This window comes from Occallatibacter riparius (assembly GCF_025264625.1).
In the GTDB taxonomy this organism is placed as follows: domain Bacteria; phylum Acidobacteriota; class Terriglobia; order Terriglobales; family Acidobacteriaceae; genus Telmatobacter; species Telmatobacter riparius.
The window spans coordinates 6,759,711-6,780,302 of the sequence record NZ_CP093313.1 but is presented as its reverse complement, the minus strand read 5'-3'; the positions used below and the strand labels follow the sequence as shown (position 1 = coordinate 6,780,302).

At 62.3% G+C, this 20,592-nt stretch carries 17 protein-coding genes; 9 read left to right on the top strand and 8 right to left on the bottom strand.

Annotated features, from left to right (window positions below):
* Positions 1-173 precede the first annotated feature (173 nt).
* The gene (locus MOP44_RS27760; protein WP_260793821.1) at positions 174-2,030 is read left to right on the top strand and encodes a DUF3857 domain-containing protein; all 1,857 of its coding nucleotides are present in this window, start codon (positions 174-176) and stop codon (positions 2,028-2,030) included.
* Between the two features lie 16 nt (positions 2,031-2,046).
* Here MOP44_RS27760 and MOP44_RS27755 read toward each other — a convergent pair whose 3' ends face one another.
* The 3 genes from MOP44_RS27755 to MOP44_RS27745 form a co-directional block, all read right to left on the bottom strand.
* Entirely contained in the window at positions 2,047-2,991 is a 945-nt protein-coding gene (locus MOP44_RS27755) for a VWA domain-containing protein (RefSeq protein ID WP_260793820.1), read from the bottom strand.
* A gap of 70 nt (positions 2,992-3,061) precedes the next feature.
* Positions 3,062-3,814, bottom strand: a complete 753-nt coding sequence (locus tag MOP44_RS27750; RefSeq protein WP_260793819.1) for a glucose 1-dehydrogenase — start codon at positions 3,812-3,814, stop codon at positions 3,062-3,064.
* A 211-nt stretch (positions 3,815-4,025) separates the two neighbouring features.
* Complete coding sequence (locus MOP44_RS27745; RefSeq protein WP_260793818.1) at positions 4,026-4,907, bottom strand: tetratricopeptide repeat protein; 882 nt, start codon at positions 4,905-4,907, stop codon at positions 4,026-4,028.
* Between the two features lie 179 nt (positions 4,908-5,086).
* Here MOP44_RS27745 and MOP44_RS27740 point away from each other — a divergent pair, with 179 nt between their 5' ends.
* From MOP44_RS27740 to MOP44_RS27730, 3 genes are read left to right on the top strand one after another with little or no spacing between them, the layout of a single operon-like run.
* Complete coding sequence (locus MOP44_RS27740) at positions 5,087-5,743, top strand: hypothetical protein (protein WP_260793817.1); 657 nt, start codon at positions 5,087-5,089, stop codon at positions 5,741-5,743.
* 52 nt (positions 5,744-5,795) lie between these two features.
* Complete coding sequence (locus MOP44_RS27735) at positions 5,796-7,196, top strand: excinuclease ABC subunit C (protein WP_260793816.1); 1,401 nt, start codon at positions 5,796-5,798, stop codon at positions 7,194-7,196.
* Positions 7,197-7,217: 21 nt separating this feature from the next.
* The gene (locus MOP44_RS27730) at positions 7,218-7,802 is read left to right on the top strand and encodes a hypothetical protein (protein WP_260793815.1); all 585 of its coding nucleotides are present in this window, start codon (positions 7,218-7,220) and stop codon (positions 7,800-7,802) included.
* 226 nt (positions 7,803-8,028) lie between these two features.
* Here the strand turns inward: MOP44_RS27730 and MOP44_RS27725 are convergent, their stop codons facing one another.
* On the bottom strand, positions 8,029-8,592 hold the full coding sequence (locus MOP44_RS27725; RefSeq protein ID WP_260793814.1) for a carboxymuconolactone decarboxylase family protein: 564 nt from the start codon (positions 8,590-8,592) through the stop codon (positions 8,029-8,031).
* Between the two features lie 146 nt (positions 8,593-8,738).
* A complete protein-coding gene (locus MOP44_RS27720) occupies positions 8,739-9,281 on the bottom strand; it encodes a peroxiredoxin (RefSeq protein ID WP_260793813.1) in 543 nt (180 codons plus the stop codon).
* A gap of 595 nt (positions 9,282-9,876) precedes the next feature.
* Between MOP44_RS27720 and MOP44_RS27715 the strand changes: the two genes are divergently transcribed.
* Complete coding sequence (locus MOP44_RS27715) at positions 9,877-10,257, top strand: VOC family protein (protein WP_260793812.1); 381 nt, start codon at positions 9,877-9,879, stop codon at positions 10,255-10,257.
* A 108-nt stretch (positions 10,258-10,365) separates the two neighbouring features.
* Here MOP44_RS27715 and MOP44_RS27710 read toward each other — a convergent pair whose 3' ends face one another.
* Positions 10,366-11,295 (bottom strand): ornithine cyclodeaminase family protein, encoded by a 930-nt coding sequence (locus MOP44_RS27710; protein WP_260793811.1) that lies wholly within the window; start codon positions 11,293-11,295, stop codon positions 10,366-10,368.
* A 574-nt stretch (positions 11,296-11,869) separates the two neighbouring features.
* Between MOP44_RS27710 and MOP44_RS27705 the strand changes: the two genes are divergently transcribed.
* The 3 genes from MOP44_RS27705 (at position 11,870) to MOP44_RS28225 (ending at position 13,099) form a co-directional block, all read left to right on the top strand.
* Positions 11,870-12,226, top strand: a complete 357-nt coding sequence (locus tag MOP44_RS27705; RefSeq protein WP_260793810.1) for a glyoxalase superfamily protein — start codon at positions 11,870-11,872, stop codon at positions 12,224-12,226.
* Positions 12,227-12,299: 73 nt separating this feature from the next.
* The gene (locus MOP44_RS27700; protein WP_260793809.1) at positions 12,300-12,743 is read left to right on the top strand and encodes a DUF2203 domain-containing protein; all 444 of its coding nucleotides are present in this window, start codon (positions 12,300-12,302) and stop codon (positions 12,741-12,743) included.
* Complete coding sequence (locus MOP44_RS28225) at positions 12,743-13,099, top strand: immunity protein Imm33 domain-containing protein (RefSeq protein WP_449290005.1); 357 nt, start codon at positions 12,743-12,745, stop codon at positions 13,097-13,099. The genes MOP44_RS27700 and MOP44_RS28225 overlap by 1 nt, the downstream gene beginning before the upstream one ends.
* A gap of 160 nt (positions 13,100-13,259) precedes the next feature.
* On the opposite strand, the gene MOP44_RS27925 is transcribed toward MOP44_RS28225, so the two are convergent.
* Positions 13,260-16,982, bottom strand: coding sequence for a carboxypeptidase-like regulatory domain-containing protein (locus tag MOP44_RS27925; RefSeq protein WP_313901040.1), 3,723 nt, complete (start codon positions 16,980-16,982; stop codon positions 13,260-13,262).
* A 208-nt stretch (positions 16,983-17,190) separates the two neighbouring features.
* The gene (locus tag MOP44_RS27690) at positions 17,191-17,397 is read right to left on the bottom strand and encodes a hypothetical protein (protein WP_260793808.1); all 207 of its coding nucleotides are present in this window, start codon (positions 17,395-17,397) and stop codon (positions 17,191-17,193) included.
* Between the two features lie 422 nt (positions 17,398-17,819).
* On the opposite strand from MOP44_RS27690, the gene MOP44_RS27685 reads away from it, so the two are divergent.
* Positions 17,820-20,273 carry an ADOP family duplicated permease gene (locus MOP44_RS27685; protein ID WP_260793807.1) on the top strand — a complete coding sequence of 818 codons (2,454 nt, stop codon included), beginning with the start codon at positions 17,820-17,822 and terminating at the stop codon, positions 20,271-20,273.
* Positions 20,274-20,592 lie beyond the last annotated feature (319 nt).

Below are 20,592 nucleotides of genomic sequence, written 5' to 3'. Positions count from 1 at the left end.
CGCGGGGCCGCAGACAAACGCGCGGAGTTTCGGTACACTGCCGCAATACTCCAATAAAGGGTCCTGTTGCCATGCGCAAGTGCTTGCGGCTGCTTTGTGTTTTTGCCTGTCTCGTTGCCTCGTCCTATTCACTTCAAGCCCAGTTTCAGGATCCTACGCCTGAAGAACTCCACATGACCTCCGATCCGAAGGCGCCGGGGGCTGCGGCTGTGTATCTCTACGTCGAGGAGAAGACAGACGACGCGGTTCATTACCACTCCTACTACGCGCGCATCAAGGTGCTTACGGACAAGGGCACGAAACTGGCCACGGTTCATGTGCCTTATGAGAAGGGCGCGTTTTCGGTGGCGGCCATCCACGGGCGCACAATTCATGCGGACGGCACGATCATTCCGCTGCAGGCGAAGCCCTCAGACCTGCTGTCGTACAAGGGCGGCGGCCACCAGTACAACGAAATGGTGTTCACGTTGCCGGCGGTAGAGGTGGGCAGCATTCTCGAGTACTACTTGCAGCTCCGCTACAGCGAGGACACGGTGTCTTCGCCGGAGTGGAGGGTACAGCAGCAGTACTTTGTGCACAAGGCTCACTACTTCTTCAATCCTGTGTACAACGTTGGGCAGGACGTGGTAGACAAGCACGGGCAAGTTGCCGGCGGACTGGTGTGGGCCACGCGCCTCAGCGGCGGCGGGCAGGTGGTGCAGGACTCGCTGCATCGCTACAAGCTGGATGTGACGGACGTTCCGCCGATGCCGACGGGCGATTATCTGCCGCCTCTCAACAATTTGCGCGACAGCGTGATTTTCTTCTACACAAGCTCCCATTCCGGGGAGGAGTTCTGGAGCAGCGAGGGGAAGTATTGGGCGAAGAACGCGGAGCGGTTTGCGGCGACGTCGGGAGCGATCAAGAAGGCTGTCGCCGACCTGGTTGCGGTCGGAGACTCGGATGAGGCGAAGGCGCGCAAGCTCTACGCCGCGGTCATGAAGATCGACAACAGCGACTTCTCTGGTGCAACGGGACCGAAGGGAAAGGGCAGCAAAGATGCGGCTTCAGTGTGGAAGCAGCAGCGCGGCACCTCAGATGAAATTACGCTGCTTTATGTAGCGCTGGCGAGGGCAGCCGGGCTGAAGGCGTGGCCCATGCAGGTGGTGAACCGCGACCGCGCAGCTTTTGAGCCGACGAACCTTTCGGTTGACCAGTTCGACGATTACATCGCGATTGTCGAACTGGGGGGCAAGGAAGTGTATCTCGATCCGGGGCAGAAGATGTGCGGGTACGGCATCCTGCACTGGAAGCACGAGATGACCAAGGGGTTCCGCCTGAGCGAGAAAGGAATATCGATTGAGGACACTCCTGCGGGACCTGCCAAGGCTGCGAGCGTCCAGAGGCTTGGCGATGTCAACATCGATGAGAAAGGAGCGGTGACGGGCACCGTACGTTTCGTGTTCGGCGGACTGGAGGCCCTTCGCTGGCGGCAACTGGCTCTGATTGAGCCGAAGGAGGAACTGTCCAGGGACTTGAGCGACTATTTGGACGAGAGCCTGCCCGATGGCGTGAAGGGAGATCTCGATCGGTTTGAAGGACTCTCCGAGGTAGAAGGAGAGCTCACGGCTTATATCAAGCTCTCGGGCAGCCTTGGTGCCACGACTGCCAAGCGCATGATCGTTCCGGCGTTCTTTTTCGAGGCGCGGGGAAAGCATCCGTTTGTTGACGACGATGGAACACGGCGGGTGCCGATTGATCTGCATTACGCCACACTGGAGCAGGACGACCTGACCTACAAACTCCCCGCGGGGATGAAGATGGGTTCGCTGCCGCGGAACGACAACATCGCATGGGCCGGGCAGTTGGGGCTTACGGTAGCGGTGAAGGAATCAGACGGAGCAGTGAACGTGAAGCGCAAGTTTGTGCGGGCCGCGGCGATGTTCGAAGCTGGGATGTATGGCAATCTCCAATACATCTACAAGAGAATTTCGAACTCAGATCAGCAGCAGATTGTGCTGGAGCGGCAGACGGAGACGGCGGCGAATTGAAGAGAACCGCCTGTGATCAGTGCTCGGGGGCGAAGTAGCCGGTGCGGACTTCGACTCTGGTGACGCGATCGGGGAGTTGCAGTTCGATCGAGTGAAATGCGCCGTCATGCTTGAACTGCGCGGGATGATAGACGAGCCGGTACTGGTTCCTCATCTCGGACTCGATGATGTGCAGGTCGTTTGCGATTGTGTCGTCCGTGGAGTCCGCCGGGAAGACGCGTCCGCCTGTCTTGGCTGTCAGCTCGGCGAGGGTACTGGGGCCGGGTGATCCTGAGGCAGATTCGGTGCGAAACGCGTAGATGACCGTGTTGCTGCGCTGGCAGGCGCGCAGGGCCTCGTCAGTTGTGGTGTGGCTGGAGATGTCTTCGCCGTCGGAGAACAGCAGGATGACGTTTCCCGTGGCGGAGGGATCCGCGGTGCCGAATCCGTAGAGGCATGTACGGAAGATTGAATCGATCAGCGCCGTTCCTGGCAGCGGGTTTGCCTGCCCGACATGGATTCCCTGAATGCTGCGGACGATCGCTGCCGAGTCGCCGGTCCACGGCCGGACGACTACCGAGGAGTATCCGAACTGCGTTACATATCCCTGATCGGTCCCCGGGCGGAAGACCTCGCCGGCAAAGCGCGATGCAGTGTCTCGCGTCCGAGGCAGAGCCCTCTCCATGGATTCGCTGGTGTCGAGGAGGATGGCAGCGCGGAGGGGGCGGTCAAGAAGCGCATTAAAGGCGATGATTCTGCCGGGCGCGGTTCCGTTATCGAGGACCTTGATTTCGTCGGCTCGGATGTCGTTGACTGGCTGGCCGTGTGCCGCGGAGGCATGAAACGTCAGCGCAACCTCGTCGACGGGGAGCGTCATGGTGTAGCCGCGATCAGAGGTTGAGCCAGTCTGCGCCAGGGCGGGCAACAGGCAGGACACGGCACCCGTAACTGCGAGCCAGCGAGTTATGCGAGCCGAGAGCATGGTGCATCGCTCATCGTATACTCACGGCGAGGAGATGCGGGCAGCTCTTCCACTGTCCGTCCGCCTCGCGTTACACCTGAACCGTTCCCCCGTCCACGAACAGCTCTATGCCGGTGATGTAGCTCGCGTCGTCTGAGGCGAGGAAGACAACTGCTTTGGCGATCTCTTCCGGTTTGCCAACCCGTCCCAGGGGGACATCGGCAGCGAACTGCGCATAGAGCGCCCGTTTCTCCTCCTCAGTCTTGGCGAGGCCGCTCAATCCGGGTGTGTCGATGGGTCCTGGGCTCACCACGTTCACGCGGATTTTGCGATCTTTCAGGTCGCTCGTCCAGGTGCGCGCGAACGAGCGCACTGCGGCCTTGCTTGCCGAGTAGACGCTGAAGTTCGCGACACCTTGCACGGAGACGATAGAGGCGTTGAGCACGATTGCACCGGCGTCGGGAATGAGCGGGAGCGCTTTCTGCACCGTAAAAAGAAGGCCCTTCACGTTGGTGTTGAAGGTCTGATCGAACTGCTCTTCGGTGATCTGACCAAGTGGCGCAAACGAGCCGCCCCCGGCGTTGACGAAGAGCACATCCAGCCGGCCCTTTTCCTGCTTGATCTGCGCGTAGAGCGTGTCGAGATCGGCCAGATTGGAGGCGTCCGTACGCACGGCCTTTCCCTGATTGCCCAATTCTGCAGCGGCCGCCTCAAGTTCTGCCTGTCGCCGGCCTGTGATGTAGACGAAGGCGCCTTCTTCAACGAACTGTTTTGCTGTTGCAAGCCCGATTCCCGAACTGCCACCGGTCACCAGCGCTACCTTGCCTGCGAGTTTGCCTGCCATTCTTCTTTCTCCTGTCCGCTCTTCTAAGTCGTATGTTTCAGATGTGGCCAGACCGCGGGAGATTCACTCGGCCACCTCACTTATTTCGAAATGCGGTTCAAAGGGAGACGCGCGAGATGCTGAAGGCGCCGGCGGGAAATGCGGAGTTTGATTTTATGAGAGGCGGTGAACGGCGAGCCCTACATCGGTCGCAGGCCGAGGGCAAGGAGTCCTACTTCTGCCGGGCTTTGAGCCAATCCTGTGCGCGTTGCTGGGCTGAACTCAACTCCTGCGGGGACAGGCGAGCGCCGACCTGGTCGCGGGCAGCAGCGGCCTCCTGCTGATGCGTGCCGTTCCACGTGTTCGCAGCCAGATCGAGCCAGAAATAGGCTTCCGGCAGATTGCGGGCAACTCCATCGCCCTGCGCGTACATGGCGCCGATGTTGAACTGCGCACGGGAGACTCCCTGCTGCGCGGCCTTGAGGTACCACTGCGCGGCCTGCGTAAAGTCCTTTTCCACTCCCTGGCCGTTGTCGTAGAGAATGCCGAGGTTAAACTGCGCGGAGGCGTTGCCCTGCTCGGCGGCTGCGCGGTAGAGGACCGCAGCCTGGGCGTAATCCTTGGGAACACCGCGGCCATTCTGGAACATGATGCCGAGGTTCAACTGTGCTTCGGGAACGCCCTGCAACGCTGCCTCGTGGTACCACCCCGCGGCTTGGACGTCATCCTGCTTTACGCCTTCGCCATGGTCATACAGTCCGGCGAGAGCCATTTGAGCCTGTGCATGGCCTTGCCCTGCTGCGCGGTTCAGGAGCACGGCAGCGCGAACCGCATCCGGCTCGACCCCGCGCCCGGCAAGCAGCATGATGGCGAGCTCAAACTGAGCGCTCGCCAGCCCTTGGTCGGCGGCTTTTTGATACCACTGCGCGGCAAGGGTGTCGTCGTGCGCCACGCCTTTGCCCGAGGCATAAGCCTGCGCAACGAGGAATTGTGATTGCGAATCTCCACCGTTGGCCTTCTTGAGCAGCGCAGGATCGAGCTTGGCGGACTGAGCCGAGGCAAGCGTCGGAAGCAACAGGATAGCGGCGGCCAGAAGAAGTTGTCGGATGCGCATTGTTTCGTCCCTCGTCTGTGAAGCGACAACATAGCAGGGAACGCGCAGGGAACGCTGTGATGTGGGACTCAGTTCAATGAACTGAGCGGCCGGCCACGATGGAGTGCCAAGCGCGTCTAAACTCGTGTCGCGCGATATGATCGGGATCTTCCACCGTGGATGGAGAGGTGAGGGGCCATATGTTTGCTCGTTCGGGTCTGGCCAAGGCACTGACTTTGGGCTTTTGTTTATTGCGGGCCGTCAGTTCAGTCACTCAGGAACAGGCCAAATTGAGGCAGTCGCCAACGGTGCCAAACCTGCCTGATGTTAAGCGTGAAATCCTTGACCTCGTCTTACAGGATCAGTGGGACCGGTGTATCGACATGTTCGGAACCGATCCACAGGTTCCTTCCTGCAGGATTCAACCAGCGGTGCTCGAACACGATGCCGTCCGCCATTCCAAGGCCAGAGAGCTTCTTGCAGAAGGCAAGGTTGAGACAGGTCGCGAGTACTTTTTTGTGGCCCTGCTGTTTCAGCATTCCGGGGATCCGAATGAATTGATGCTGGCGCATGTCCTGGCGGTGACTGCGGCGAGCAAGGGATTCTTCCACGCGAAATGGATGGCTGCTGCCACGATGGATCGGTACCTGCTGTCGATCGGTCAGCCGCAGATATTCGGCACTCAATCCAGAATGGAAAATGGCAAATGGACGATGGAGCCGTACGCACGTACCGCAATCTCCGATGCATTGAGGCACGAGTGGTGCGTAATACCTCTGGCTGATCAGGAGCGGGTGCTCAAAGCCTACGAACAAGGCGGTGCAGATACTTCGACGAGCACTGCAGACTGCAAGTGATGGCACTCGGCTATGCTCGGTGTAGTCCCTGAATCGTCCGGCCTAACGTTGGATGAATTCAGCCGAGGTGATGGGCCTGTCTGCCGAGTTTCAGTCCGTTGGGTTTGATCCTGGAGCGGCGCGCGAGATTTTGAAGGCGCTGCCGGAGAGGTGCGCGGTATTCGCGCTATATGGAGAGGCGGCGAATGCTGAGCCCTACATCGGGCGCACGCCGAATCTGCGGGGGCGGCTGGAACGGCTGCTGATTCCTTCGCCGAAGCATCCGAAGCGACTGCAACTGGCGGGACGGGTACGGCGGATCGAGTGGCGGCTGACGGGGTCGGATTTTGAGTCGCTGCTGCTCCAGTTCGATCTGCTGCAGAAGGTGTATGGTGCGAAGGCGTTGGAGCGCATGCACCTGGGCGCGCCGGCGTTTGTGCGGTTTCTGGGCGGCAATTCTTATCCGCGCGTGACGGTTACGAATCGACCGAGCCAGAAGGAGGCCGAATGGGCCTATGGGCCGTTCGCTTCGCGGGCGGTAGCGGAGCGGTTTGCGGACGAGGCGCTGAAGCTGTTTCTTCTGCGGCGGTGTACGGAGGATCTGGAGCCCGATCCGTCGCATCCGGGGTGCGTGTACTCGGAGATGAAGATGTGTCTGGCGCCGTGCTACAAAGGCTGCTCGGATGAGCGGTATGCCGAGGAGGCTGCGGCAGTGGAGCGGTTCCTGGCGACCCGTGGAGAGAGCAAGCTGGTGCAGTTGCGAGCGGCGCGCGATGAGGCTTCAGGGAACCTGGAGTTTGAGTCGGCGGCGGCTCTACATGCGCAGGTGCAGAAGGCGGAGGCGGTGAGAGCGCTGGCTCCGGAGTTGGTGCGGCCGATGGGGCAGTTGCGGGCGGTGGTGATGCAACCACCTGCGGTGGGGCCAACCGCGCCTTCGGCGCCTTCGCCTGAAGTGGCAGTTTTTATGTATCTGAACGGCCGTCTGCGCGGGCCGGTGGCGTTTTCGACGCTGGGTATGCGGATTCAGAACGAGCAGTCGGGATCGAGTTCGCTGTTCGCGCAACCGATGGCGCTAGAGGCGGTGGCGGAAGGGCGAGACAGCAGGGACCAGGCACCAGGGACCGGGGACAAGAAGGGCAGGGAACAGGAAGATAAGGACCCTTCGGCTTCGCTCAGGACAGGCTCCGGGACAGAGGGACAAAGGGATAGAGTTGCTGCGCGGGCGGCGCGCACGATGCTGGAGGCGCGGATGGAGGCGGTGCTTGCCGAGTTGGAGAAGCCGATGGAGGCGCCCAATGCGGTTGTGCGGCAGGGGCACCTGGCGCTGCTGAAGCGGTGGTACTACCGGCCGGAGGTGAAGAGGCCGGGGGAGATCTGCTTCCCTGACGACGAGGGAGCGTGGCCGGTGCGGGCGATGCTTCGAGCCGTGGGGCGGATCGCTGCGAAGTCACTGACCGGCGCCGCGACTTCTTAACAGAATAGAGCTGAGAACCTGATGGCTGCCAAAGTGGATTTACGGGCGGAACTGGCGGTGGGCCGATGTGCGTGGGATTGCGGCCGGGTGCCTGAGGTGGTCGAGTGGATTGCCGAGGCGCCGCGGCGGCTGCCCGGGCTGATTGAGCTGCTGTGGGACGATGATCCAGGTGTGGCGAGCCGCGCGGCCGACGCCCTGGAACGAGTGACGCGGGAGGCTTCGGCGGGGCTGCGGCGCGTTGTCGAAGAGTACAAGGCGGAACTGATCGGGCTGCTGGCCGATGCGACTGTGGCCAAGGTGCGTTGGAATCTCGCGCTGATTTTGCCACGGATGACGCTCACGGTGGCCGAATGCCGGCGGATTCGCGCGGTGCTCGCGACGTGGGGCGAGGACAAATCTTCGATTGTGAAGACGACGGCGCTGCATGCGATGGCGGATCTGACGAGGCAGGATCCGGCGTGCCTGCCGGAGGTGCTGGATTTGCTGCGGGTGAGCGGCCGGTCAGGGACGCCGGCAATGCGGGCGCGCAGCCGGATTCTGCTGAAGGCGCTGGAAAAGCCGGAGGGGAAGCGGCAACAGCGCGGGTCGCTGCACATGTTCGACTAGCCACTTGCCACCTGCGGTGGGGCTGACCGCGCCTTCGGCGCCATCTTCGACTGCGCTGGAGCGGTGGCCTTCGGTCCTCGCGACAGGAAGAAGTCGCGAGGGCGCCTGCCGTAAGATGGGGCGCGAGCAAAACGAGGGCAGTGGCTGAGTGTGTGGTGTGCTTTCCCAGGTCACCAAAAGCGAGAGACCTGGGGCGCCCATTTCCGCGCCCGAACAGTCGGCTGGATCAGGCCAGGGCGGGTTCAGGGGCGGTGATCGCTGCCTGGGCGTGGACGGCGTCAAGGACGGCGCCGATGGCATGGATGACCGAGGCCACACGGACGGTGGCGAGCACCAGCTCTTCGCTTGCGCCCTTTTCGCGGACGACCTTTTCATGCGCGCCGACGCACTTGCCGCAGGCGTTGATGGCCGAGACGGCGAGTGACCAGAGCTCGAAGTCGACCTCTTCCACTCCGTGACCGCGGAGGCCGTTCATGCGCAGGCGGGCCGGCATGGTGGAGTACTTCTCGTTGGCCGCGAGATGGTGGAAGCGGTAGAAGACGTTGTTCATGCCCATGATGGCAGCAGCGGCCTGGGCGGCCTCAAGCGCCTGCGGGCTGAGCTGGGCGGGAGCGGCCTGGAGCACGGCCGCAGTAAGGGCGGCGCTGCGGGTGGCGATGGCCGAGGCGACGACGGTTCCCCAGAGCTGCTGGGGCGTGAGCTCGGTATTGTTGCGGACCAGGGACGAGTAGTTGAGCTTGAGGTCCTTGGCGTACGTAGGAAGTGTATCGATCAGGGCGTCTAGGGTCATGGCTTTAAGTTCGCAGTTCTTAGTTCACAGTTCATAGTTTTGGGTTAGTGCAGGTCTGAAGTTTTGTCTCGAGATCTGCAGGACAGCCCGTCAAGATGAGGTCCCCCCGCCCTAGCAGAGCTAGGACGGGGCACCCGCGTCGAGTCTTACGCGTTCAGGGTTTCCTGGCCCTTCTGCCAATTGCAGGGGCAGAGCTCGTCGGTCTGCAGGGCGTCGAGCACGCGGAGGACTTCCTGGGGGTTGCGGCCCACGGAGAGGTCGGTGACGTAGACGAAGCGGATCACGTTGTCGGGGTCGACGATGAAGGTGGCGCGCTGGGCTACGCCGGCCTTGAGGTCGAGGATGCCGAGCTGCTCAGACAGGTCGCGCTTGATGTCGGAGAGCATGGGGTAGGGCAGATTGTTGAGGTCGGGGTGGTGCTCACGCCAGGCGCGGTGGACGTACTCGGAGTCGATGGAGGCGCCGAGGAGCTGGGCGTCGCGGTCCTGGAACTCCTGGTTGAGCTTGCCGAAGGCTGCGATTTCGGTGGGGCAGACGAAGGTGAAGTCCTTGGGCCAGAAGAAGTAGACCTTCCACTTGCCTTCGTAGGACTTGTCGGTGATGGTCTGGAACGCCTTGTTTTCGTCTTTTTCAGTGCTGACTACGGCGCGAAGTTCGAACGAAGGGAACTTTTCTCCAACTGTAAGCATGAATAACTCCTTGAGAAAGTTAGGCTTGATCCTGGTTTATGGGAGGGCGTGATTCCGCCCCCGGCTGTCTCCGAAAGAGGAAGCCGATTTTTATGCCGTTTGGTGAATCATGGGTCCCTTAAGAGATGCGCCAGCGGGCCGGAAGTTGCGGCCGGGACGCCTTTGTTAACAGGGTAGCTGACGGGATCGAGGCCGCGGTGTGACTGCCGTCGCCGACGTTCAGCGGAGGCAGACCTCATTCCAGTGGCAGGCTCGCAGGCTGAGCGAGGGGCGTGCAGCCGGGAGGCGCGCAAGGCAGGTATCGCTGAGCACGCGCTATTTGATCCAGCAGGTGGGCATAATTTATGGCTCCCTTTAAGTTGCTCGTGTTATCTGATTGATTCAGAGTTGTTTATTTCGATTCGTTCCGGTTTGGCATTCCGGGCAGCGGAGATTTTTTATATATCGCTGCCCGGTGCCGGCCGGATGCGGATTCGAGCTATATTCCCGGCCATATGCTGCGACGCGGCGCAGAATCTTTCCAAGATAGGATGCCGGGGCCAAGGGCGGGTGGTTGCTTTTCGGTGGGACGTGAATCTGGGGTAGACTGCGGGGCATGATCGTGAAGATTGTGCCCGTTTTTTTCACACTGGAGATTGCGCGGACGGTTAGCTGGTACGCGGAGAAGCTGGGTTTCGCATGCCTGGGCACGTGGACCCCGGCTCCGGACGAACCGCCGGAGTACGCCATCGTGGCGCGGGATGGGCGGGCCATCCACTTCCGGCGGGCGGAGCCGCCGACGGCGAATCCCGAAAAGTATGCCGATGAGCTGCTGGATGCCTATCTATTTGTGCAGGATGCGGATGCGCTATATGCCGAGTACGCTGCCAAGGGAGTGGAGTTCGCGCGGGGGCTGGGGGACATGCCGTGGAAGTGCCGTGAATTCGTGGTTAAGGATTGCGACGGCCGGCTGCTGGCGTTCGGGGCGGATGTGTAGGTGGGCGGCTTTCGCCCCCTCACTCGCCGTGATTGGGTTCGTGCTCTCCCACCCTGTCGACAGCACAAAGTCGACAGGATGGGGCACGGGAACTTCGTGCGAATGCGGTCAGCGGGATTGGCGGGCTTGCCAGACTAGCTTTGCGGCGACCAGGTCTTCGATGGCCATGCCTACGGATTTGAAGAGGACACGCCCCTTTTTGGGGAAGGGGTGGCTGGCCGGATCGGAGAGGATCTCGCCGATTTCGGCCTGGACGCTCGAGTTGGAGAGGACGATGTCGCCGGATTCGCGCTCGGCCGCGTGGCGGGATTCGGCCACGATGTAGCTGGTGTGGAGGGTTTCGTCGTCGAGCTCGCGGACGGTGGGTCCTACCGCGCCGACGGAGATTACCAGAGCATCGGGTTTGAGCCAGCGGCCCATGAGTACCGGGGTGGGGGAGGCGGTAGCGACGAGGACGACGTCGGCCGATGCGGCTTCTTCGATGGTCGTGGCGCGGATCTGGGTCCCCGCGGCGAAGGCCTCGACGTGGGCGGGGGTTCGGGACCAGATGCGGACGTCGGCGATGTCGGGGCGGAGGAGGCGGAAGGCGGCGAGATGGGAGCGGGCCTGGACACCGGAGCCGAGGATGCCGAGGGAGCGGGCTCCGCGGGGGACCAGAGCATCGAGGGCTACGGCGGAGACAGCGGCGGTACGCATTTCGGTGATGAGGCGGCCGTCCATGATGGCGAGGGGTTGGCCGGTGGTGCGGCTGAGCAGCTCGATGATGGCCATGTGGGTGTGCAGGCCAAGGTTGGCGTTGCCGGGGAAGAAGGTGACGGTCTTGACGGCCATCACGTCCTGGTAGATGACGGGCATGGCGGCGAACCAGCCGTTGTTGGGCCCGGTGGTGTGGTTGGAGCGGAGGATCGAGCGCGGGGGCTGATCGACAATGTGATTCGCCCGGGGGCCTGCGGAGAAGTCGATGAGGGCCTGGCGGATGGCGGGGAACAGGGCTTCCCAGGTGAGGAGAGAGCGGACTTCTTCTTCAGGGATGTACATGTGGGTTTAAGGGTACCTTAGGGACAGAGAGACGAGGGATAGACCTACGAACGTGTAGAGCGGGAGATTGATACGAGGAGCTTAGCGGCAGAAGTTCAAGTGGCTCTTCAAAGGAAGAGACGAGGCATATTGCGCATCTTGGTGGAAAGTGAGGACCTTCGTGTGAAGGATCGAAATCGACTCCTCCGCGGTTAAACAGCGCTCAGTTTGCATAGCCTAACGGCACAACTGCAGCGGTGCAATTTTTAAACACCGCCGAATGCCGGTGTTCACTAAGCTGTTGAGTAATTCTTTTCAAGCTGTTGCAAGCAAAACTGTTTAGCTGACGACGGTGAGAGTCATGGCGACGCTGCCGCCGAGAGCGAGGTACTGGCTGGATGGGCATCGCCCTTGGCTGTGGCAGATGAAGATCGTGCGGTGCCCAGCATGCGGAGGTTAGCTCTGTTCGGAGAGTAGCGAGCTGAGGTAAACGGCGTTAATGTACACGGGGGTAGGAAATGGAAACGCGCGGCGGCCCGTCCTACTTTTCGGAGCGTTCCCCGGCTCCGAGTCCCCGGCTGTCGAGGAGGTTCCTATGGCCCGGATTACGCGTGTTGCTCCGGAACTGCCTGTTTCCAACCTGGGGGAAGCCATTGCTTTCTATGGAAGGCTTGGCTTCGCGCTTGCCAGCCAGAGCGCCGAGGGTTACGCCATCTTGGAGCGCGATGGCATTGCTCTGCACCTTTTCGAGGACAAGCTGCACCGCTCGGCAGCGATGGGCGTGCACCTGTTTACGCCGGATCTGGCGGAGATGTATGAGGAGTTTGCCGGACGCGGTGTCCAGTTCTCTCAGGGGATCGAGCGCAAGCCTTGGGGCAATCGAGATTTTCGCGTGAAGGATGCATTTGGGAATGAGCTGAAGTTCACGGAACCTTTGGGGGATGACGAGTAGCTCGTCACGGTGAGTGTCAACTGACCACTGTTCACTGTACTCTGCTTTTCTCGTATCCTAGTTGCAGACAATTATGAAGACATTCACTCTCGACGAAGCGCAGTCACTCCTTCCCGTGCTTGAGTCTCTACTTAAGCGCGCCATCGCGGGGAAGGAAGCGGCTGAAGGTGTCGAGAGCCAGCTCGGCGAGCTGAGTCGGCGGATTTATCTGTCAGGCGGGATGAAGGTGGACGTTGCGTCGGTTGTGCGGCTGCGCGCGGAGATGGATGGGCACCTGGAACGCGTGCGCGAGACCTTGGCCGAGATTGACGCGATTGGCGTGCAGGTGAAGGATCTGGAGTCGGGGCTGCTGGATTTTCCGTTTCGTCTTGATGACGAGGTGGTGCTGCTCTGCTGGCGGATGGGTGAGACTTCGATCGAACACTGGCACACGCTGGAGTCGGGCTTCAAGGGACGCAAGCCGGTGGATGAGCGGTTTCGGCGCGGAAAGAATGCGGGGCCGGCGCGGCCGAATTGATGGCCATTCCTCAGTCTGACGCAGACAGTCGGCAGGCCGCGTTCTGTGCTGCGAGACAGATCGATTTTGTCGCTTCGCCTGGAGATCTCAAGAGCGGGTTTGCCATCTCCACTGACGGCTTGGTGCCGATCAACGGGCTGCGTCATCGGGCCGAAGCTGGCACCACTGGCTGGTACATCTGGTGCGGTGAGCAGTTTTCTGTAGCTCCGGACTTTTTTGCTCCCATTCACACGACCCATATTTACCGAATGTATCCGCAATTGGTTCGGTTGCTGGGACTCCCACCCGGATCTCGATTTCTCCTGGCTGGCGAGTATCTCGACGTGTGGTTCGACCCAGCGCTGTTGCACATCTAGAGCATTTCCACGGTTGGTATATCGGGGACTTTTCCGCCGTCCCTACGGGACTCCGAACTCACATCAACTTCCGACTCCCCCACGTTGAAACGCGGGGCTAATAAACTCTGCGCCTAACGGCGCGGGCGCGTCGATCATCTCCTGAGACGCAGAAACTGCTCTAATCCACGAAGTCGTGGTGGAAGCGGAGGCGGATGCCGAAGTCGAATTGGCGCTCACGGTAATTGTCAGTGGCGTTGATGTTGAGGGGCTGTCCGAACTCGGTCTGGCCGGGCTTTGCGCCGGTGAGGAAGTTGAGCTTGGGCAGCGAACCGGCGGCGGTGGACGAGTCGACGTAATAGCCGGTGGTTTCGAGTTCGGTGACGTTCTGGTGATTGAAGAGGTTGAAGGTTTGCGCGAGGAACTCGAGTTCGCGCTGGCCTCCCAGTGAGAAGCGCTTACCGAGGCGCATGTCGGCTTTCCAAGTGGCGGGGTAGCGGTAGGTGTTGCGGCCGACGCCGTAGACGCGGTTGGCGCCGCCGTATCCGTTCATGCCGGGGCCGAGGGCCTCTACCAGGCCGCCGTCGACATACTGCTGCGCGAGCGTGCCCGAGGTGCGCATGGTGTAGGGGAGGCCGGAGTGGTACTGGCCGATGCCGGAGAGCATCCATCCGTTGGCGAAGTGGGCGGCGGGGCCGTGGAGTTTCCAGGGCGAGTGCCAGACGCCGTAGGCGGCAAGGGTGTGACGGATGTCGAGGTCGCTGACGCCGTATTCTTGCTGAAAATCGAGGGGATCGAGGACGCTGGCGCGGCCGCGCAGGACGCCCTCGTCGGGGTTCCAGTCCATGGCGTGGGCGTAGGTGTAGCGCAGGTTCAGGCTGAGACCGCGGCGGCCGGAACGCGAGAGGCGCAGCATGGCGGCCTCATAGGTGGAGTTGGCGCGGCTCGTCAGCTGGGTGATCTGCTGGTAGTTCGGATTGAGGCGTCCACCGTCAGCGCCACCGGCGGGCCACGAGGCGAAGAAGGGCACGGTGATCTGCGGGGATTTGAGGGGGCCCTTGCCGGTGGAATCGGTGACCGTGTAGGTGATGGTTCCGGGATTAAGGGCGGGGTCGAAGTTTGTGTCCGCAGTGACGGGGAGACGGCGGCCGAGGCTGGCGAGAGCCCCGACGCTGATGAGCACGCGGCCGGGGAGTTCTTCCTCGACGGCGGCGACGGCCTGGTGCACCTCGGCGTTGCGGTAGGTGGGGGCGATTTCGACTGCGCCGGGTTTTTGGGTGAGGCCATTGCTGGCGGCGAGCACGTAGGGGAAGGGGGGTGCACCGCCGGTTTTGTCGGGGAGATTGTCGGTGGGGCGGGCAAACAGGTTCAGGTCGCCTTTGGGCGAGCCGGTCTGGGTGAGCGCGCTTTCGAGGACGGAGTTGGAGGTGCGGCCGTAGTACATGCCGTAGCCGAGGCGGACGACCGGGATGTGGCTCTCGTGCGTGCCCCAGGCGAGGCCGACGCGAGGCGACCACTCGTTACCGAGGCTGGGAAGATGGCCGGCAGCAGGCAGGTCGGGATTGGCGACGAGTGCAATCGGTGGGGGCATCTGCTGGCGGTTCCAGGAGAGGCCCGCTGTGACGAGCAGCGATTTGCCGGGCTTCCACTGCGCGGCGGTGAAGCCGGTCCAGTCGTTGGTTTCGAGATGCCACTGAGTGGGGCCGAGGGTCTGCGAGTACCAGGAGTAGCAGGGCAGATAGCCGACGCCGTGTAGCTGGTTGTCGGCATCGCGCCAGGCTTTGCCGCGCTGGTCGCAGTTGTGCTGGTGCATGGGGTTGAGGGCGTCGGCCAGACCGTATTTTTCGAAGGCGAGTGCGTCGGAGACGAAGTTTTGGAGACGTGCGTAGTGGTAGGTGCCGGTGTGATTGCGGACGAAGCTGGTGGCGTCGGCGTCGTGGCGGAGCGCGAAGCCGCCGCGGAACAGGAATCCAGCGTGCATCCAGTGGACGGTCTCGCGAGCGGCGTAGGTGTGCTCGTCAGGATAGCTGCCGGCGCCGAAGCGGGCGGGGTTGCCGATCGAGAAACCGTAGCTGGAATCGACGACCATCTGGGGGAGTTGCCCCCAGGGATTAATGTTGAGGGTTTGCTCGAAGGGGGAGGGGGTACCGGGGGGGTGGGTGAGGAGATGGCGGCCAATGGAGCCCTGCGTCTCAAGCATGAGGCTGGGGCTGAGGGAGGCGGTCCAGGTGGCGAGGAGCCAGAGGGAGTTGCCGGTGCTGGCGCCGAAGCTGTGGGAGCCGTAGTTTTCGGAGAGCCGCTGGAGGCCGCCGCCGGGGGAGTTCCATTGGGTACCGGCGGCCTGGACGGTGAAGCGATGGCGCTCGACGGCGTTCCAGTCGATGCGGGCGAAGGCGGCGTTTTCGGTTGAGGTGCGGGGGGTGGGGCCGAGGAGGCCGGCGAGGGTCTCGAGCATGGAGGAGTAGGCGGTGAGACCGGCGGCAATGGGGTCGGCTGCGGTGAGACCGAGGCGGGCACTGAGGACCTGAAGCTCGTCGTTCGATGGCTGGGCGAAGAAGTTGTCGGGGTGCCGGACAGTGGCCACGGCGGGGTGGTCGCGCTGCTCGCGGTCGAACTCGGCAAACCAGAAGAGCTTGTTGCGGCGGAGGGGGCCGCCGAGGCCGAGGCCCCAGCGGGTGCGGTGATCGTCGGGCGAGTAGAGGAAGGGCGTGAAGACGGGAACGGTGGTTGCGGTGGCGGGGGCGGTCTCCTTGACCCACTGGGTGAAAGGATTGCGGGCGTCGAGGAGTCCCTGGCGGCCGAAGAAGAACGCGTTGCCGTGGAGACGGCCGGCGGTTTGATCGGAGCCGCTGCGAGTTTGGGCGGTGGCGGACATCGGGAATGCGCTGCCGCGGCTGTCGACGAGGCGGATGCTGCTGATGGTGGCTTCGTTCACGCTGGGAATGAGGAGGGCGGCGTCCTCGTGGCGGGTGATGCTCTGGGAGCCGAAGGCGAGATGGGTGCTGACGCGCTCGGCGGGCCGGGAGGAGGGAACTCGGCTGGCGGGAAGGGGTTGATCGTCGCTGGTGGGCGTGACGTCGGGTGGGGCGATGAGGGAATCGGCCTCAAAGTCGCGGCCGGGGAGGGGGAGGGACTGGATCTCCGCCGCGGAGAGGGTGGTGGAGAGTGCGGCTTCGGAGGGTTCGGGCTGGGCGGCCTCGGCTTGGAGGCGGAGGGGGGCCTGGAGGGGGCTGGCGAGTGCGGCGCGAATGCTGGCGGAGGCGGCTGAGGAGAGGAGGAGGCCGGTTTGGTTGAGGGGGCGGACGGCGGCGGTGGCTGGGAGTGTCAGGAGAGCGGGGTGGGGGGGGAGGGGGGGGATGGTGGTGCTCGCGACAGCGATGGTGGTGGGGGTGATCCCGGAGCGGTCGATCTCGGCGTTGTCAGGGGGGGAGGGGGGGAGGGGGGCCGGGGGCATCTGCATGGATGGGGGTGGGGGAGGGGGGAGGGTGGCGGTGGGGGTTGAGGCGTAGGTTCTGGTGTGCTGGTCGCGGGCGGCGAGGGCGGACTGGTCGGCGAGGGCTACGGCGGTGAGGATGCGGGAGGCGTGGCCGGGGCTTATGGTGATGCCGGAGGCGTGGCCGACACCGGAGGGGGTGCGGGCCTCCAGCTCGTAGCTGCCGGGGGTGAGGCTGGCGAGACGGTAAGCGCCGTTCTTGCCGGCGGTGACGTGGAATTCCTGGCCCGTGGTTAGGTTGCGGAGGAGGACGGTTGCTCCGTCGAGGGGGTGGGAGTAGAAGTCGGTGAGCTTGCCGTCGACTGAGCCAAGGGCAAGGGATTGCGCGGCCAGCGAGGCGGCGAAGAGCAGAATCGCCAGGAACGCCGGCCGGCGGCAATGAGATTGTTGGCCCACCCAGGACTCGCCCACGCAACCCTTCCGCCTGGCCCGCCGTCGGGAAGGCCAGGTGTGCGGCAGGTATCCGCCGCTACGGCGACCCCAGGAGAAGTTGAAGCGATTCTATTCCCAGAAGGGAAAGCTGAACAGGCGGAGAGCCCATATTGGGACAGGTTGTGTGAGCGCCATCACAATTGAGCTAACGCTTGGGCTGACGCCTGGGCGAATGCGGGTACAGGTTTCAGCGAGCGATCTGGTGGGATTGCTCCCTATCCGGGTCTTCCCAGGTGGCGAAGAGCTCCTCGAAATTCACGATGTGAGGAGCTTTCTTTTCAGCGGCTGAGGAGGCTAAATGAGCCACTTCACGGTGGTAGTCGACTTGCTGCACGTAGAACGTGCCGCTGTGGCCGCGTACGCGTACGCTTTCGCGAACCAGAGGGATGTACATAGTGTTTCCGATCAGTGGAAGCCGCGGCCAAATGCGGCGAGAGAGGGGCGCGCTTGCAGAGGCCGGGAGTGAGTGCCTCTATGGCTGGCGTCCGGTGGCGGACAGCCAATGACTGTGGATTGATCATACGCCCTAGGGATGGTCCTAGGGGAAAATTCGGAGAAATAGGCGAAATGGCTCGGAGTGAGGCGGGTGATAAGGGCAGTTGCTTAGAAGAGTGCGGCTTTGACCGCTGAGATGATTTCGACCCTTGAGCAATGGTCCGAGCGGGCACCGGGTCGCGGCTCGGCGGTGATCACCTGGTATCGCCTTGACAAACCCGGACGCTTAGTAGAAAACTACATAGCTGGCGAAGTCCCTGGCAATACCTTGGCAAGTCCTGGTTTGGAATTCTCTTTATCGGTCTTTTCGGGGGTGCACCGATGTGGATTGACCGGCAAGATCTCCTCTTCGCGGTCCGTGCGGCGCGGCGGGCTCCACTGCTTTCGATCATTGCGGTTGCAGCCTTGTCCCTTGGGATTGGCCTCAACGCCGGCGTATTCACACTGCTGAATGCACTGTTTCTGAGTGCGCCGACGCAGAAAGACCCCTCCCGTTTTGTGCAGGTCTATCCAAAATATGAAGGCTGGTTTACGGGCGCCGGCCAATACTCTTCGTTCACTACGGAAGACTATGACGCGGTCCGGACGCAGTCGAAGACGCTCGAGGAAATCGCCGCATGGCAAAACAGGGGGGCGATTCTCGAGCAGGCACACAGAGCAATCCCCGCGTTGCTGGTGACCTGCAACTACTTTCAAGTACTCGGGATCGATCGCCCGCTTCTGGGGCGCTTCCTGACCCCGCAGGAATGCGAACGAGGCACGACGGCACAAGTCGCGTTGCTGAGCGAGCCGTTGTGGAGGAGCCGATTCGACGCCAATCCGCACATTGTGGGCGAGACGATCCACCTCAACGGTTTGCCTTATACGGTGGTGGGGGTGGTGCGGGCAAGCGACACGAATCCCCGCGCGGGCGGGGTGTTCGCCCCCTATACGACAGAGCCTCTCTACGATCACGCAGGCACGAGCCAAATGGCGAATCCTGATGCGCCCTGGCTCGAAATCGCCGGCCGCCTTCGGCCAGGATACTCGCGCGCCGATGCGCAGGCGGAGTTGACCACGATCCTTCGTCAACAGGACCGAGCTTATATCGAGAGGAAGGTCACCAGCTTCAATCGCAAGACGACTGTCGAGCTGACCAATGGATCGTTCATTGAGACTCCCGCCTTGCGCGACACACTTGCCGCGCTGATGGCATTGATCCTGGGTCCGCTCTCACTGGTGCTGCTGTTGGCATGCAGCAATGTGACCATGCTGTTTCTGTCGAGGGCGGTGGTCCGGCGCGGGGAGATCGCGGTGCGGCTGGCGCTGGGGGTGGGACGCGCACGGCTCATGCGCATGCTGGTTCTGGAGAGTCTTCTGACCGCGTTGATCGGGGGAGGGGTGAGCGTCGCCATGGCGTATCGCGTGCCCCAGATGATCATGAACGTAGCCAACCCGACCCTGGCGGGTCTGGTCCCGGCCATGCGTCCGGACTGGCGCGTCTTCGGCTATCTCGCAGTCCTCGTCGCCGTGGCTGCAATCGCTTCGTCGCTCGCTCCGGTTCATGCCGCATGGAAACTGGATCTGGTAACCGCGCTCAAGGGGCGCGAGAGTACCGCCACCATGCGTTCGCGGCTCATCGGGGGGCTGATCATCGCCCAAATCGCAATGAGCTTTGTGCTTCTTGCCGCCGCTGTTCTTTTCGCGCGCATGCCGGGGATGGTCACCGCCATAGACCCGGGATTTGAAACGCGCCAGACCCTCTCGGTTCCGCTGGCAATCGACAACTCACCGCAAAATCGAACAAAGGCGCTGAGTTTCTACGGCTCTCTGGAAGCGCAAATCCGATCCATTCCCGGTGTGCAGGGGCTGGCGTACGAGACTCTGGAGCCCTTCCGCCAGACGCCGCCAAGCGAGATTCGCCTTCCACAGCAACAGAAAGGACAGGGCGAACCAGCGGTAATCGATAACGTCTCAACGGACTTCTTCTCCACATTCGGCATCCGCATGTTGGCGGGGCGGCCTTTTGTTTCGTCCGATTCATCCGCAAGTCGAATCAACCCGGTCGCCGTGGTCACGCAAGCCTTTGTCAAGCAGGCCTGGCCCGGCGAGGACCCTGTCGGCAAGATCATCATCACGCCTGATGACAAGCGGCTTACTGTAGTCGGAGTCGCCGCCGACACTCGCTCGGCACGTTTTGGAGTTCTTGATGGCCCGCGCGTCTACACCTTGCGCGATCCGTCGGCGCTGGAAGGACGGCTGTATGTACGCTTCACGGGAAGCGTCTCCACGATGGAAAAGGCCGTATTCGATGCGGTGAAGAGTATCGACGGGACGCAGGTGATGACACCTCAAACCATATGGGAACAGATGGAATCGGATGCCGAAAGTGTGCGCTCGCTGGCCCGGATCATTGTTGTGATGGCGGTGATCGCCGTGCTGCTGGCGGTTACTGGAGTTTACGGAGTGATGTCGTTTGCGATCAGCCAGCGCACGCGCGAATTCGGGATTCGGATGGTGCTGGGAGCGAATCGTGCCGCGATTTTCGAATCCATCCTGCTGCGCGGAGGCAGGCAGATCGCAGTCGGCCTGGTGTGCGGTCTTGCGCTTGCCGAACCCGTTGTGTGGGCATTTGCACACCTGATCAAAAACTCACCATTCCCTTTTCGAAGCTTTGACGGATCGGCGTTCGGCATTGCGGCAGCCATACTCGTTTGCGTTTCGCTGGCGGGTATGTATCTGCCTGCTCGGCGAGCCACGCAAGTGGATCCGATGAAGGCGCTGCGCACGGAGTAGAGCCTTTCAGCGGGGCTAAAGCCCCAAGTTTAACCAAGGGAGCCGGCGTACGGGCTGCCTGAAGGCAGCCCCTGATACGAAGCCCCTCACTAGGAGCCTGAAGGCAGCCGCTCATACGAAGCGCCTCAGCAGAAGTCTGAAGGCGGCCCCTGATAGGACGCGCCCGATGAGGCTTTTCAGCAAGATGTCAGGTCGTGCCTGACAGAGCGCCGTCCCGATGGGACTCGGCAGCGTCTCAATGCTGCTCTTCCCCACGCTGAAGCGCGGGGCTAACGAACTTTGCGCCTACGGCGCGGTAACTTATATATCCGGTAAACTG